This is a genomic window from Phyllobacterium sp. SB3 (genome assembly GCF_040009165.1).
Taxonomy (GTDB): Bacteria; Pseudomonadota; Alphaproteobacteria; order Rhizobiales; family Rhizobiaceae; genus Phyllobacterium.
Map to the genome: position 1 here is coordinate 43,685 of NZ_JBDYKI010000008.1, position 15,295 is coordinate 58,979.

At 54.7% G+C, this 15,295-nt stretch carries 14 protein-coding genes; 10 read left to right on the forward strand and 4 right to left on the reverse strand.

Features of this window, described 5'->3' with window-relative positions; translation table 11 throughout:
- Positions 1 to 39 precede the first annotated feature (39 nt).
- From ABKW30_RS23645 to ABKW30_RS23655, 3 genes are read left to right on the forward strand one after another with little or no spacing between them, the layout of a single operon-like run.
- The gene (locus ABKW30_RS23645; protein ID WP_348601395.1) at positions 40 to 951 is read left to right on the forward strand and encodes an ABC transporter permease; all 912 of its coding nucleotides are present in this window, start codon (positions 40 to 42) and stop codon (positions 949 to 951) included.
- A gap of 3 nt (positions 952 to 954) precedes the next feature.
- On the forward strand, positions 955 to 1,773 hold the full coding sequence (locus ABKW30_RS23650) for an ABC transporter permease (protein WP_348601396.1): 819 nt from the start codon (positions 955 to 957) through the stop codon (positions 1,771 to 1,773).
- A 12-nt stretch (positions 1,774 to 1,785) separates the two neighbouring features.
- Positions 1,786 to 2,532 carry an aspartate/glutamate racemase family protein gene (locus ABKW30_RS23655; protein ID WP_348601397.1) on the forward strand — a complete coding sequence of 249 codons (747 nt, stop codon included), beginning with the start codon at positions 1,786 to 1,788 and terminating at the stop codon, positions 2,530 to 2,532.
- A gap of 107 nt (positions 2,533 to 2,639) precedes the next feature.
- Here ABKW30_RS23655 and ABKW30_RS23660 read toward each other — a convergent pair whose 3' ends face one another.
- From ABKW30_RS23660 to ABKW30_RS23675, 4 genes are all read right to left on the reverse strand, one after another.
- Positions 2,640 to 3,191, reverse strand: coding sequence for a hypothetical protein (locus ABKW30_RS23660; RefSeq protein ID WP_348601398.1), 552 nt, complete (start codon positions 3,189 to 3,191; stop codon positions 2,640 to 2,642).
- Between the two features lie 433 nt (positions 3,192 to 3,624).
- Positions 3,625 to 4,197: a hypothetical protein gene (locus ABKW30_RS23665; RefSeq protein ID WP_348601399.1), complete on the reverse strand. Its 573-nt coding sequence runs from the start codon at positions 4,195 to 4,197 to the stop codon at positions 3,625 to 3,627.
- A 32-nt stretch (positions 4,198 to 4,229) separates the two neighbouring features.
- On the reverse strand, positions 4,230 to 6,650 hold the full coding sequence (locus tag ABKW30_RS23670; protein WP_348601400.1) for an FAD-dependent oxidoreductase: 2,421 nt from the start codon (positions 6,648 to 6,650) through the stop codon (positions 4,230 to 4,232).
- 275 nt (positions 6,651 to 6,925) lie between these two features.
- Positions 6,926 to 7,813 carry a LysR substrate-binding domain-containing protein gene (locus ABKW30_RS23675; RefSeq protein WP_348601401.1) on the reverse strand — a complete coding sequence of 296 codons (888 nt, stop codon included), beginning with the start codon at positions 7,811 to 7,813 and terminating at the stop codon, positions 6,926 to 6,928.
- Positions 7,814 to 8,108: 295 nt separating this feature from the next.
- Between ABKW30_RS23675 and ABKW30_RS23680 the strand changes: the two genes are divergently transcribed.
- From ABKW30_RS23680 to ABKW30_RS23710, 7 genes are all read left to right on the forward strand, one after another.
- Positions 8,109 to 9,647, forward strand: coding sequence for a trimethylamine methyltransferase family protein (locus tag ABKW30_RS23680; RefSeq protein ID WP_348601403.1), 1,539 nt, complete (start codon positions 8,109 to 8,111; stop codon positions 9,645 to 9,647).
- Between the two features lie 15 nt (positions 9,648 to 9,662).
- Entirely contained in the window at positions 9,663 to 10,658 is a 996-nt protein-coding gene (locus tag ABKW30_RS23685; RefSeq protein WP_348601404.1) for a GlxA family transcriptional regulator, read from the forward strand.
- A gap of 91 nt (positions 10,659 to 10,749) precedes the next feature.
- Positions 10,750 to 12,054: a Xaa-Pro peptidase family protein gene (locus ABKW30_RS23690; protein ID WP_348601405.1), complete on the forward strand. Its 1,305-nt coding sequence runs from the start codon at positions 10,750 to 10,752 to the stop codon at positions 12,052 to 12,054.
- On the forward strand, positions 12,054 to 12,734 hold the full coding sequence (locus ABKW30_RS23695) for an isochorismatase family protein (RefSeq protein ID WP_348601406.1): 681 nt from the start codon (positions 12,054 to 12,056) through the stop codon (positions 12,732 to 12,734). Before ABKW30_RS23690 ends, ABKW30_RS23695 begins: the two co-directional genes overlap by 1 nt.
- A gap of 29 nt (positions 12,735 to 12,763) precedes the next feature.
- The gene (locus tag ABKW30_RS23700) at positions 12,764 to 13,426 is read left to right on the forward strand and encodes an ABC transporter permease (RefSeq protein WP_348601407.1); all 663 of its coding nucleotides are present in this window, start codon (positions 12,764 to 12,766) and stop codon (positions 13,424 to 13,426) included.
- Positions 13,423 to 14,526: an ABC transporter ATP-binding protein gene (locus ABKW30_RS23705; RefSeq protein WP_348601408.1), complete on the forward strand. Its 1,104-nt coding sequence runs from the start codon at positions 13,423 to 13,425 to the stop codon at positions 14,524 to 14,526. The genes ABKW30_RS23700 and ABKW30_RS23705 overlap by 4 nt, the downstream gene beginning before the upstream one ends.
- Complete coding sequence (locus ABKW30_RS23710; protein WP_348601409.1) at positions 14,523 to 15,284, forward strand: ABC transporter permease; 762 nt, start codon at positions 14,523 to 14,525, stop codon at positions 15,282 to 15,284. Before ABKW30_RS23705 ends, ABKW30_RS23710 begins: the two co-directional genes overlap by 4 nt.
- Positions 15,285 to 15,295 lie beyond the last annotated feature (11 nt).

A 15,295-nucleotide genomic window follows, 5' to 3' on the forward strand; every position in this document is an offset into this window, starting at 1 on the left:
CGCAGCACCCCAATCCAATGCAGTCATCCGGAGCAGACAGTGACAACAGGCCGGTTTATCGGTGCCCGCGAGGCAGACCCAAAGAAAAGCTCCAGCTTCGCGCAGCTGAGACGTGCTGTACCCTACATGCAAGCCATGCCGCTTGCCGTCATTCTCGGTACTTTCCTGCTTCTCCCCATACTTATGATCGCCACCGTAAGTTTTTGGGATTACGATTTCGCTCAAATGTATCCGGGTTTCGTCACCTTCAATTATATCGAGACGCTCGGTTCCTGGGTTACTTGGCAGACCTATCTGAACACCTTGAAATTTGCGCTCATCGTATGGATCATTACGCTTTTTTGCGGCTTTTGGGTCGCCTATTTCCTGGCATTCCATATCCGCACGGCAACGATGCAAATGATGCTTTTCCTCGTCTGTACTGTGCCATTCCTGACCTCCAATATTATCCGGATGATTTCGTGGATACCTGTTCTGGGACGAAATGGGCTTGTCAACAGCGCTCTCATGAGCACAGGCATCGTTTCAGCTCCGGTCGAATGGTTGCTCTATTCGGACTTCGCCGTGATACTGGCAATGGTGCATCTCTATACGCTGTTCATGGTGACACCAATCTTCAATACGCTGATGCGCATCGATAAATCATTGATCGAAGCGGCACGTGACGCCGGTGCCTCCGGCATGCAAATCCTCACAAACGTCATCATTCCGCTGGCCAAACCCGGCATGGCAATTGGCACCATCTTTGTGGTGACGCTGGTTATGGCTGACTTTTCCACCGTTCAGGTGATGTCCGGCGGCCAGAGCGCGTCGGTTGCCCTTATGATGAAAAACCAGATGTCGCTTCTTCAATATCCTGCCGCTGCCGCAAACGCAGTGGTGCTTCTCGTTCTCGTCCTCCTGATGGTGGCAGGCATTCTGCGTATCGTCGATATCCGCAAGGAGCTGTAATCCATGAATGCAGAAATCCGCAGCCGGGAATTTTATATCCTCGCCTTCTTTTTCGCCCTTTTTGTGCTGTTCCTCTACGGTCCGCTGTCAGCAATCCTTGTTCTTTCGTTCCAGGGTCCGAATGGTGGCCTGACATTCCCGCTCAATGGCATGTCGTTCCACTGGTTTATCAACCTTTTCGAACAACAGGCCGTCGGCGATTTCGGCGGCTCGTTCCGCAGGTCCCTCTTCCTGGGTATCATGGTGATGCTCGTCACCGTTCTGGTATCCCTGCTGGCAGGGCTTGCGTTTCGCCGCAAATTTGGCGGCGCAACGCCTCTGTTTTATCTTTCGGTCGCAAGCCTGGTGGTGCCGTCGATCATCATCTCGCTTGGCATCGGCGTCTTGTTCCAGCAGTCCGGATTCCAGCCAGCGTGGTACAGTTCGGCTTTCGGCGCACATCTCACATGGACCCTTCCTTTCGGTGTCCTCATTATGTTCGCTGTCTTCAACCGTTTTTCACCATCCTATGAGGAGGCGGCCCACGACCTTGGCGCGTCGTCCTGGCAGGCATTCATACATGTTGTCCTGCCAATGATTGCACCGAGCCTTGTCGGTGTTGGACTGTTTGGTTTTACGCTTTCCTACGACGAGTTCGCGCGTACGCTCATGACGGCCGGTACCTACAACACATTGCCGCTTGAGATCTATGGCATGACCACCAACGTTACGACACCGGTTCTTTATGCACTCGGCACAGTGACAACGCTGTTCTCGTTTCTGGTCATTGCAGGTACGCTGGGGTTGATCTTGTATATGAACCGCCGCCGGGCACACGGATAAAGGCGACCACATATGCGCATTCTTATCGTCAATCCAAATACGACGCAGTCGATGACCACGACTATCGCCGACGCGGCAAATCGTGTCGCCAACAAGGAGACGCAGATCATCGCCGTAACGTCATCCATGGGACCGGTGTCCATCGAGGGGTATTACGATGAAGTCTTTGCGGTGCCTGGCCTGTTGATCGAGATAGCCAAGGCGGAAAAACTCGGCGCGAAAGCTGCAATAATCGCCTGTTTCGACGATACCGGTCTTGACGCTGCGCGGGCACTCGCCAACATTCCCGTCATCGGGATTTGCGAGGCAGCGTTATCAGTTGTCTCCTTCATTTCCCAACGGATAACAATCGTCACCACTATGGAACGCTCCCGCCTGCCGGTCGAGGCCCTTGTGCATCGGTACGGCATGGCATCACGTGCTAATGTGCGCGCCGCAGACATTCCGGTCCTGTCACTCGAAAACCCCGCCTCCAACGCCCGCGAACGGCTGCGCGAAGAAATCAGTGCGGCATTACGGCAAGACGGCGCTGAGGCAATCATATTGGGGTGTGCGGGTATGGCCGACCTTGCTGCCAGCCTTTCGCAAGAGTTCGGGGTGCCGGTGGTGGATGGCGTATCGGCGGCGGTGAAACAGGCCGAAGCACTTGTCTCTCTGGGGCTTTCCACGGCAAAACGCGGCGCCTACGCGCCCCCGGTTCAAAAGCCTTACAAAGGCCTGATGCAATGTTTCGCACCAAATATTGTTCTGCAAAAATGATCTAATCGCCATGCTATGCACGATGCGGATTTTGTATTTAGACGGATGGTGCTACTCGTATAGGACGAGTGAGTCCTGACCTGTTCTTTGCTTGTAGTATCTGGACGCTATAGTGCGGATCGTGTTCGTTGAAACGTTCCCCCAATGGGTTGGGATCCAAATTCATTGATTCTGGCATAGGCACCAACACCTACACTGTTCAATTGAATGACATGAGGCGATACCGCATAGATATGCCGGGCAACAAACCCTTCGTGAAGAGTGTGCGATGGCAATGTCTTATTGATAAGCACCATTTTAGCGTCATCCACGATATGCACGACTGGACCAAAAAGATCGACCTGTGTGATATCTCCGGTACGAACCGGGTCTCCCATATCGTCTGATTTTGCGCTGTTTGTGTACTCAAGGGCGGGATAATCCCGCAAGGCCATCCACACATCTTGAAGTTCGAAGCGATATTTGGCCATGACTCTGGCAGGAGCCCATTGACTGTTGCTGACGATAACTGTGGGCACTTTTCTATTTACGTCATAGAAATGCCAGTTTTCGGTTGTGCTCGGAGCTTTGGGGTCAATTCCTGTTGGAAATGAAAAAGTCACTCCGTCATCAAATACTACCGTTGCAATTTTCTCTGGGGAAATAGAAGCGTTTGCCAATTCAACCTCCTAGAAGTTAATTGGCTTGGGGGTCATGAATACTCTCCAAACTACGTAGGAGATGTAGACGAACGAGAATTTGTAAATGTACATAAACAAGGTTGGTTTGCCGTTCTTTATCAACTCATACCCAGCGACAATCATGGATCCGACGCTTGAATTTGTATGGATGGCAAAAACCGATACAATGCTGGCAACGAGAATGACTATCGTTTCCGATAGAAACCCTTTTTGAAACGTCGCACCAACAACGTAAGCTGCTGTGATCTGCAAGAACGCTTCGATGACGTAGAAATAAACCGATGAAGCAAACGATAATATCAAATATTGCTTTGACAAGTTTATTGCATTCGCTTGATACCAGTCCGCTATACAGCCAAGTATAAAAAATACGATGAACGTTACTGAGAGGCAAATGAAATAGCTTTTCATCTTAATTCAAGTCTATTTTTTGGGATTTCAATTTAATGCTTTTTGATCCAGTCATTTCTATTTCTTCCGCTTCTATTTTGATGCTTTTCCCACGAATTAGGATGCTGCCATCCTTTTCATAGAGGACCTGCACTTCGCCAGTGTGATGCTGAATATACTCCCCGGACATAATGGTCGTTCCGAGAAGGGTCTCTGTCACTTTTTCTTCTCCGACATAGGTATAATGTGTCCTGCGTGTAATATCAGACCGAATACCGTCAACTGTAGACGTTTTGCTGAGACCAATCTGTTCCGTTGAAGATACTTCAACGCGTCCATACTTGTGCGAACCGACATATAACTCATATCGACCGCTTGTTTGATCGTGCGAGAGTTGATTGAACAGATCTATGGGTAATTTCTTTATGTATTGGGTCTTGTACTGAAGCGCTTTAAGTATGTTATTGACGAGACCAGCCTTGAAACCATCACCAGCGTGTCCGCCTACAAGAATTCGCATGTTTCCACCAATAACTTCGTTGTGGTGATCGCCAGCTTCAATTGATTTATTTAAATTTACAACAGTTGGTAGCATGCCCATGCAACACCTAAATCGCTTACCCGATCTTAAGCCCTCAGCCTTTCGCCATCAGGATCGAACGGTGGCTGCTCAAGAATAACGGCATCGTGCGGACGACCCAATATCGCCACGCTGACCTTGTCACCTGCTTTGGCAGAGCCGGCTTTCACATAGCACAGCGCCAAGGACATCTCGACGGTATAGCCATAGGCGCCGGACGAAACTTGGCCGATTGGTGTGCCATTGGGCAGGAAGATCGGCTCGCCGCCTGTTGCATCAGCATCCTTGACGTTGATGGAAAGCATGACAAGCCTGTCGCGCGCCGGTGCCTCGGCAATGCCGGCATAGGCGTCGCGGTTGAGAAAGTCGCCTTTCTCCATCTTGATGAGGCGGGCCAGCCCACTCTCCTGCGGCCAATACTCGGGTGAATATTCCCTGCTCCAACTGCCATAACCTTTTTCAATACGCAGCGACATGAGAGCTCGAGACCCGACGGGGCCGGCATCCAGTTCACGCCCGGCATCCAGCAGAGCTTTGTAGAGTAGGACCTGCTTGGTCGAGTCGCAGTAGAGTTCCCAACCAAGATCCCCGGTGAACGACACACGCAATGCTATAACGTTGATGCCTGCTACCGTCATCCGGCGTGAACACATGAACGGAAACGAAATAGTCGATAAATCCTCCTTCGTGAGACTCATCAGCAATTCGCGGGATTTCGGTCCAGCTACATTGAAGCCACACATCGCCTCGGTTAACGATATAAAAATAACCCCTGCGGGCAAGGGAACCGACTTGAAGAAACGTTGATGAAACCGCTCTGCCATACCCGAGCCGAAGATCATGAAATCATCATCATCCATTTTGGTAACGGTAAAATCGCCAGCGATACCGCCACGTTTGCCGATAAGGGGCGTGAGACAAGAGCGGCCCTTCTGTGCCGGCATCCGGTTGGCAAAAACGGCATTTAGCCACTCGGCGGAGCCGGGACCCGTCACCGAATATTTTGCGAAGTTCGAGATGTCGATGATCCCGGCTTTTTCTCGTAGCATCCGAGCTTCGCGGCCCACGGGCTTCCACCAGTTCTGCCGGGTAAAGCCGATGGTCTCTTCTCGTGGTTCACCGTCCTTTGCGAACCACAAGGGGTGTTCCCAGCCGAAATTCATTCCGAAGATCGCGCCAATCTCCTTTTGCAACTCATAGGCTGGACGGGTGCGGACGGGTCTTCCCACCGCACGCTCCTCATTGGGAAAATGGATCTTGAAACGGTGGCTATACTGATCCTGCACGCGAGCCTTGGTGAAGGCTTTTCCTGCCCAATGACCGAACCGGGCCATGTCCCAGCCGAACATGTCCAGGGACGGCTCGCCTTCGATCATCCATTCAGCAGCGAGCTTGCCCATGCCACCAGATTGCGAGAAGCCGGGAATAATTCCATTGCAGCAGAAATAGTTTTGAAGCTCCGGCACCGGGCCGAACAACACCGCGCTATCCGGTGACCAAATCATCGGCCCATTGATGACACGTTTTATCCCGGCAGTGCCAACGACCGGTACCCGCTCGATTGCTCGCATCGTATTGCCCTCGATGCGCTCCAGATCGTCCGGAAACAGCTCGTGCCCAAATCCGAGCGGCGTGCCTTCTTCGGCCCAGAACCTCATATTGCGTTCATAGGCGCCGACCAGCAGCCCAAGCCCTTCTTGCCGAAGATAATATTCCCCGTCGCGATCGGCGATCGAGGGCAGCCTGCGATCCATCGCCGCAATTTCCGGAATGGTTTCCGTTACGAAATACTGATGCTCGGTTGGTATCAGCGGCAGTTGCAGTCCAGCCATGGCTGCAACTTCGCGGCCCCATAATCCCGCAGCGTTGACGACCCATTGAGTGCGGATATCCCCCTTCGGAGTTCTTACGATCCAACTGCCATCCGCCTGCGTCTCCGTTCCGGTGGCGGGAGTGAACCGATGAATTTCTGCTCCCCGCTGACGTGCCCCTGCTGCATAGGCCATGGTCACTCCGGACGGATCGACATTGCCGCCCTCAGGTTCGAACATGATACAGCGTATGCCGTCGAAATTGACGAGAGGGTGCAGGCGCTCTGCCTCGGCCCGGTTGACCTCGAAGAAATTCATCTCGTAGCGGCGCGCTTTGGCTTCCTGCAGCCGCAACTGGTGCTCGCGCGCTTCGGTTTGCGCCAGATAGAGAGAGCCTGGCTGGAAAATCCCGCAACCCTGACCGGTCTCGGTCTCAAGTTCCTTATATAGCGCCATTGTATAGTGCTGGAGGCGGCTGATATTCGTCGAGTCGTGCAACCCATGAATGTTTGCTGCTGCATGCCATGTCGACCCCGATGTGAGTTCGTCACGCTCCAGAAGAACTACGTCGGACCAGCCAAGCTTGGCGAGATGATACAGAATTGAACAGCCTATCAGACCACCGCCAATGATCACTGCTTGAGCATGAGTGCGCATGGAATCCCTCATAGGGCTCGGTAGGAGCCGCTTCGACGCCAGCGGCAAGGATCGCTGATGCGAGCATTTTAGAGATGCGCAATGCCTTCCGGAAGGACTGGCAGACGGAAATTTGGCTCGTTTTTCGATCGAATGGCCAAATAAAATAGGGTCATTGATCCAACACTTTTCGCTTGTTGCCAGAAAAGCTTTTGCTAGTCTGGCTGGGGGCGTCAGGTCCGAAGACAAGCGTACCGGAGTGAAGGTGTGGCTCGCTTTCGATATCGCAAGGTGCCTCAGGCCGTGTTGGCCTTGGCCTGCTCGATGATCCACTCCTTGACCTTCTTTACAACCATGCCTTTTGAAACGCTATTTTCCGAAAGATAGTAATTCCATGGACTGGCCATCCTGATTGAAAAAGGTTCAACCAGAAGACCGCGCTCCACATAGGACCGCGCCAGGGACAATGTCGTCACGATGCATCCGGCTCCGCTTGCCGCGAGCTCCATCGCGATGTTGGTTGAATTGGTGGAAAGGCGTTTTTCATTGCTGACGGCATCAATGCCGAGGGCCGCCGCCATATCCTGCCAGAGCTCCTGCCGGCCATGTACGGCGATCCAGTTAACCTTCAGGATGTCGGCCGGGGACGTTAGGGCGTTGGGTCCAGTTAACAATTGCGGCGCGCAGAGCAATACTGAAGTTTCTTCCCAAAGCCGGATACTGGACGGCGGCTCATTGTCATATCGTCTTATGGAGATAAGAATGTCGGCAATCTGTTCAGCCGGTTCCTCCCATATCGTTCCATGCAGCAACAGTTCAACTTCGGGATGCCGCGTGCTGAAGCTGGCAACGCACCCGGCAAGCCAGTTCTCGGCGAGGCTGGTCGGACACGAGATAACCACGGTCCGGTTTCGCACAGATGCCAGGATTGCTTCCGTTGCGTAGTCAATCTGGTTGAGAGCCTGGCGCAGGGTTGGCAAAAAGGCTTCGCCCATTTCCGTTAGCTTGAGGCTGCGCGGATACCGGATGAACAACTTGTGGCCGATATACTGTTCGAGGGAGCGAACGTGGTTACTTATTGCCGCTTGCGTATAACCCAGTTCGTTTGCGGCATCCGTGAAACTGAGATGTCTGGCCGAACATTCGAATGAGCGTATATAGTTCAAGGGGGGTGGCGGCTTCATGATGCTTCCTTCCGGACCTAGCCTATGCCGTTTTCTGCCGCTGTCGCAATGGCGCTTCGTGAATGACACGGTTTTTTTTGGCCATTGCCGTTAAACTTATCGCGTGAATGCTTTTGGAGGCTGGTTAATCATTCGGGAATGGATAGGCGATACTTCGTGTTATGGCGTACGCCGCACGACGTCGTGAGGCGGCGCGTTGGCAAGGACTGACACAACGCCTGCTTCCAATATGTCCGCCGCGCCCGGTACCTCGTCGAATTAACGGCCTGCTTCTAAACGTGAAAGGCACTTCTCAATGAGCCAGGAAAGGCGTGGTGGTGGGCGACGATCGCGAATGGAGCGAAACGGCACCGGCATTCCACAATTGCCTTGGCAGCAAGTGACGAATACCTACGCGCCGGTGCAATTGCTCGATGAAGAGCGAATGGTTGCCCTGCATCGCAACTCGATGCGCATTCTGTCCGAGCTCGGGATTAGTGTCATGAGCGAAAGGGTGATGTCGCTGTTCGAGAAAGCCGGAGCCATTGTCGATCGCGAGACCCTGACGATCCGCATCGATGAAGATCTGGTCAATACAGCACTCGAAACGACACCGTCTTCGTTCACGTTGACCAGCCGCAACCCCGAAAAACAACTGCATATCGGCGGTAACACGATGGCGTTCGGGCTGGTGGCCGGGCCGCCTAATGTGCACGACCGCATCAATGGCAGACGCCAGGGTAATCTCGCGGACTACCAGAATTTCACCCGGCTGGCGCACCATTTCAACGCGATCCATATTCTCGGCAATCAGGTTTGCGCACCAATGGAGTTGCCGGCCAACGTTCGCCATCTTGACACCTACAATGCCAATTTGACGCTCAGCGACCTGTGCTATCACTGCACGGCAATCGGGCGGGGCCGGGCAGAGGACGGCATCAACATGATGGCAATCGCGCGCGGGATCAGCGTTGACGAAATGCGCGCGTCGCCCGGCGTCATCACAATCATATCGATCAACTCGCCAAGGTTGTTCGATGACGCCATGGCCGATGGCCTTATCGCAATGGCCGAGCATGGACAGCCCGTCACCGTTACGCCCTTCACCCTGATGGGTGCGATGACGCCGGTGACGCTTGCTGCGGCCCTTTGCCAACAGAATGCCGAAGCGCTTTTCGGGGTCACGCTTACACAACTTGTCAATCCCGGCACTCCGGTCATGTATGGTGCCTTCACGTCCAATGTCGATATGCGCTCGGGAGCGCCAGCCTTTGGCACCCCGGAAAACACCAAGGCGAATATCATTGCCGGACAATTGGCGCGCCACTATGGACTCCCATACAGAACGTCGAACGCGAATGCCTCCAATGTTGTCGACCTTCAAGCCGCCTATGAGACAGAGATGGCAACCTGGGGTGCGGTTCTCGGCGGTGCCAATGTGATCTATCATGCTGCGGGTTGGCTGGAAGGTGGCTTGACGGCTTCATACGAGAAGCTGATCCTTGACGTCGAAATACTGCAGAATATGATGGAATTCCTGCGGCCACTGCCCTTCGGCGAAGAAGATTTGGGCTTCGAGGCGATCAAATCTGTGCCGGCTGGCGGCCATTTCTTCGGCTCAGAACATACGATGTCTCGATACTCGACAGCTTTTTACCAGCCGATGCTGTCGAACTGGCAGAATTATGGGAGTTGGGAGGAAGCCGGTTCGCATGATGCGCTCGAACGTGCGACCGACATATGGCAACAAGCGCTGCGAGATTACGAGCAGCCTGCCCTGGATGCAGCGATAAGAGAAGAACTGGATGCCTACATCGCGCGGCGGCGCGAGGAGATAGGCACAGGGGAACCGTAATTTCGGGAGAGAAAGGTGCAGTCTGCCCAAGAGATAAGTTTTGCAGTGCTTATGTTTCCAAATTTTCCCCTGATGGCATTCAGTTCCATCATCGAACCGTTGCGCGCTGCAAACACCCTCTCGGGCAACAGATGCTACTCGTGGATCACGGTCGGGGACGGCGTAAAAAAGGTTTTTGCCTCGAATGGTATCGGCATCGAGCCGGACTTTGACGTTCGCACTGCCCCGCTGGTAGACCGTATCGTAGTATGTTCGGGTGGAAATGCAGACCATCTGGCCGGCGGTGAGGAAATGGCCTGGATACGCAAGAACTTGCGTACCGGCGCCCATCTCGGCGCAGTTGCCGATGCGGCGTTTTTCCTGGCGCGTAAGGGCCTGCTCGACGGACACTCCTGTACTTTGCATTGGACCAGCCAGCCGGCATTTCGGGAAGCCTTTCCAAATCTGGACATGCGGTCGGATCTCTACGTCATCGATGGGCGTCGCTTCACGTCGGCAGGGGGTGTCGGGAGTCTGGACATGATGCTGGAAATGATCGGCAGCGATTATGGCGCTGATCTCGCCTCGCAGGTAGCTGGGTGGTATGTGCACAGTCCGCTTCGACCTGATGCCGATCGCCGCCTGCTGCCCTTGCGTATAAGAACGGGTATTCGCGATGAATTGGTGCTGGCCGCCGTAGCGATCATGGAGGATGCTGTCGAAGACATCCTGCGTATGGATATGCTTGCCAGGCAGCTGGGTGTTTCGGCTGACAAAATGGAGCGCGCGTTCAAGTCGGAACTCGGCATGGCACCCAACAGTTACTACAGGAACCTGCGCCTGCGTCGCGCCGCAGACATGCTTACCCATTCCAGTCTGCAGGTGAATGAAGTCGCTCTGGCTTGCGGCTTCGCCAACGCCGCAAATTTTTCGCGAGCCTTCAAGGACCAGTTCGGCTACGTGCCCAAGGGCGTCCGCAACAGACGATCCATCTCCGGCGAATTTCCTCGATCGTCAGCAGGCCTGCGATGATGGACGTTAGCGGAATCCGGCATAGCTTATGCGGAATATACGCAATTGTCGCGTCCCGCCATTCTCCATGCTTAACGGAAAGGAGAAGCCCATGAGCATTGTCGTATTTGATCCGGACAGCGTGGAAGATGTGGATTTCAAAGACCGCATGCGTCACCCGGCAGCAGCCGATCCTTCCGGCGGAATGTGGCTTTCCGATACGGAGCCGTCCTTCATTGATGTAGATGCCCTGCGCAAGGGGCGTCTCAGAAAGCTGCGGGACTGGATGCGTGAGGCGGGTTACGGCGCTGTCGTGCTGTTTGACCCCTATAATCAGCGCTATGCCACCGGATCGCGCAATATGTTCGGGTACTTCCTGCGCAATTCCACCCGCTACTTTTTCATACCGACGGAAGGTCCCATCGTCCTTTTCGAGTATCCGCAGAGCTATCATGTGTCGATGGTGCTGGACACCGTGGATGAAGCGCGCCCCTCCAAGCTCGTATGGTCGTCGGTATCCGGCAAGGATGATGAGACCGCGGGGCCCTTTGCCGACGAGATCACCGAACTTCTGAAGCGGCACGGCGGTGGCTCCATGAAGCTGGGTCTCGATCGCTGTAGCCATCTGCAGGCGCTCGCCCTGGAAAAACGAGGCTGTGAGGTCAAGGATTGCCAAGGAGAAATCCTGGCAGTGCGCGCCATCAAAACCCCCGAGGAGGTCAAATGCCTTCAGGTCTCGATGGCCGGGGCGGAGGCCGCAGTGGCAGCCGTGCGCGAGGCTATAAAGCCCGGTGTTTCGGAAAATGACCTCTTTGCCATCATGTACTATGAGGTCATCCGGCAGGGCGGAGAGTTTATTGAAACCCGACTCTTGACCTCGGGACAGCGAACCAATCCCTGGTTCAACGAAGCCAGCGGCCGCAAGATCCGGCCGGGCGAGCTTCTCGCGCTCGATACGGATACGATTGGCTGCTACGGCTATTATTCTGATTTCTCGCGCACGTTCCGATGCGGTCCCGGTAAGCCTACGCCATATCAGAAATCCCTCTATCGGATGTCCTACGATCAGGTTCAGCACAACATCGATATCGTGAAACCGGGAATGGCATTTCGCGAGGTTGCCGAAAAAGCCTGGCAGATACCTGAGCGATTTGTCGACCAGCGCTATACGTCGGTCATGCATGGTGTCGGAATGCATGGTGAGACACCGTTTATCGCGCATTCGATGGATTACGAAGCTTATGGCCGCGACGGGCATCTGGTTCCGGGAATGGTCGTGTCGGTAGAAAGCTATATCGGTGAAAAGGGTGGACGAGAGGGCGTCAAACTGGAAGATGAAATCCTGATCACCGAAACCGGCACCGAACTCTTGTCTCGATTTCCCTACGAAGATGAGTTTCTGAGCGGGGAGAGTTGATGAAACGATCGCTTCATTTGGATAGGGGCAAGATCGCCGCCCTGTTTATCGATCTTCAGGAAGAACATCGGCAGGATCGGCGGTATCTCGTTGAGGGCTATAGTGACGTTCTCGCAAATGTAGGCCGCCTGCAAATCTCGGCCCGGCGTAATGGAGTCTTGGTTTATCATTGCGCCTATATCGTGGATCTTGAACGACATCGGCGTCCCTTTCATCCGGTGGATGTTAACGGAAAATCTGTATTCAGTGACAAGGATGATCCATTGACGGAAATCTGCCCCGAGGTAGGGCCTCACCCGGGCGAACGGTTCTTGATCAAATACGAGGCAAGTGCATTCGGCGCCAGCTTTCCCATTGAAGAGTTCAGGACAGCGGGTATCGAATGGGTGGTTGTTGCAGGTGTCTGGACCGAAGCCTGCGTCGATGCGAGTGTCAAGGACGCGCTCAATCTCGGGATGCGGGTGCTGCTGGTCAAGGATGCGTGCGGCAGCGGGCAGGTGGCCATGCATCAGACAGGGATACTCAATCTTGCCAATAGGCTTTACGGCGGCGCCGTGGTCAGTACCGACGATGCATGTCGCCTGCTTGAAGGCGAAACCGTGGAGGCATGGCAGGTCGATGGCGCCGTTCCGCTCCGTTACACCTTCGCCAATGCTTCGGAACTTTATGGGGAACTTTAAAAACCAGCCCTAAGGGCAGATCGGTACGGATGGAGATAATAAGATTTATCGCTGATAATCTCGACCTGATCGGTACAAGAGCGCTCGAACATATCTCGATCGTCTTTGTCGCTGTTGGCATCGCTGTGGCCACGGCGGTTCCTATCGGCATTGCCATAACCCAATCAAAGAGCACGGCCGATACCGTGCTTTACCTTGCATCGATGATGATCACGGTGCCGTCCATAGCTCTCTTCGGCCTGATGATACCGCTGCTATCGCCCATCGGCCACGGAATAGGTTACGTTCCGGCGGTGATCGCCGTCATCCTCTATTCACAATTGCCGATCATCCGCAACACATACACCGCCATCGCAAATGTCGATCCGGCGCTGCGAGAGGCCGCACAAGGCATGGGCATGAGCACATGGCAACGGTTGCGGCAAGTCGAGATCCCGCTTGCCATCCCCGTCATCATGGCAGGCGTCCGCACCGCCGTCGTAATGAACATCGGTGTGACCGCTATCGCTGCCTATATCGGAGCGGGCGGGCTCGGGACGTTCATATCGCGGGGCATCAGTCAATCCGATCCACGGCAGTTGATAACCGGTGCCCTTGCGGTTTCCCTGCTTGCGATAGTGGCAGACCTTTTTCTTGGACTGTTGCAACGGCTGCTGACGTCAAAAGGGATCCAAAGCGAGGCGGATCGATGATAAGGCTTGACCATCTAACGAAATTTTTCGGCGCCTTCATTGCGGTAGATGATATCACCCTCGATTTGCCCGCCGGTGAAATCTGCGTGCTGCTCGGACCTTCAGGCTGCGGCAAGACCACGACGATGAAAATGATCAACCGCTTGATACAACCAAGCAGCGGCAAGGTTTTCATCGATGGCAGGGATACGAGCGGCATCAATCCGATCGAGTTGCGCCGTTCGATCGGCTATGTGATTCAGCAGGTTGGGTTGTTTCCTAACAAGACGATCGCCGACAACATCTGTATCGTGCCGGACTTGCTGGGCTGGGACCACAAAAGATCTCGGGCCCGCGCCAAGGAACTGCTTGAACTCGTTGGTATGCAGCCGGACCTGTTTCTGAAGCGCTACCCAAAGGAGCTTTCGGGAGGGCAGCAGCAGCGCGTCGGCGTGCTGCGGGCGCTTGCTGCCGATCCTCCGGTGATGCTGATGGATGAGCCATTCGGCGCAATCGATCCTATCAATCGCGAGGTCATCCAAGACGAGTTCCTCAAGATGCAGCGGGAAATCCGCAAGACGATCATCTTCGTATCGCACGATCTCGACGAGGCGGTAAAGATGGCGGACAAGATCGCGATCTTCCGTAGCGGCCGGCTGGAACAATATGCTAGCCCCGACGAGCTTTTGGCGAGACCTGCCAATGCATTCATCGAGAATTTCCTGGGTTCGGACCGGGCTCTGAAGCGCTTGCGGCTGGTGTCCGTCAGTGATGCGATGTCGACATCCTTCGACAGCGTCAAGCGGGATGAACCCGTGGTGCGTGCGCACGATCTGATGCGTGCATCCGGTCTTCCGGCAGTTCTGGTCGTCAATCCGGATGGGGTTGCCGATGCCGTGGTAACGAAGGACGTTGCAAACGGTGCAAGCGGCAGCGTTGCCGACCACGCAAAGCCGATCGGTGCCGCTGTTTCGGTCAATGCCGATCTGCGTAATGCAGTGGCCTTGATGTTCGGGCACGATATGCCTGTTTTGCCTTGTATAGACGACGCGGGCAGATTGAAGGGTGTGATGACCTACCGCTCGATCGTCAGAAACCTCGGCGGAGGGGATGGCGTATGAGTACTTCGGTGCCAGATAGCACTGCGGTCATCGGCGGGATGAGGCCTAGCCGTTTGGCGCCAATCCTGCTGTCCGTTGTCGTCGCCGCGGCAATTTACGGACTTTGGGCCAGCGGCATGGCCGCGGAGATACTGACCTACTGGGAGGACATCACTTATCTTACGCTGCAGCATCTGGAATTGGTTGCCTGGTCCGGTGCCCTGGCGATCATCGTCGCCCTCCCTGTGGGAATAATTATGTCGCGCCCATCGTTCCGCGCTTTCTCGGAAGCGACTATGCAGTTGTTCAACATCGGCAGTACGGTTCCCACTTTGGCAATTCTTGCCCTTTCCATGACGTTGCTCGGCATTGGCATCGTACCTGCCGTCTTCGGATTGTGGGCCGCGACGCTGCTGCCGATTGTTCGCAACACCTATGCCGGGCTGCGTGCCGTGCCCCCGTATTTGATCGAGGCAGCTCGGGGAATGGGCATGACCCCGGCCCAGGTGCTTTGGCGCGTTGAGCTTCCAAATGCGCTGTTCGTTATCTTCGGCGGAATACGCACGGCGTTGGCCATCTGCGTCGGATCGGCGCCTCTGGCATTTCTCATCGGTGCCGGCGGACTTGGCGAACTAATATTCACCGGCATCGCTCTCGACGAACTTCCGATGATGATGGCGGGAGCAATTCCCACCGCAGTGATCGCGGTGGCGGTCGATTTCCTGATCGGCCAGATCCAGTACCACCTCATACCGCGAGGCATCAATCCCCTGCGATAAGATAACAACAA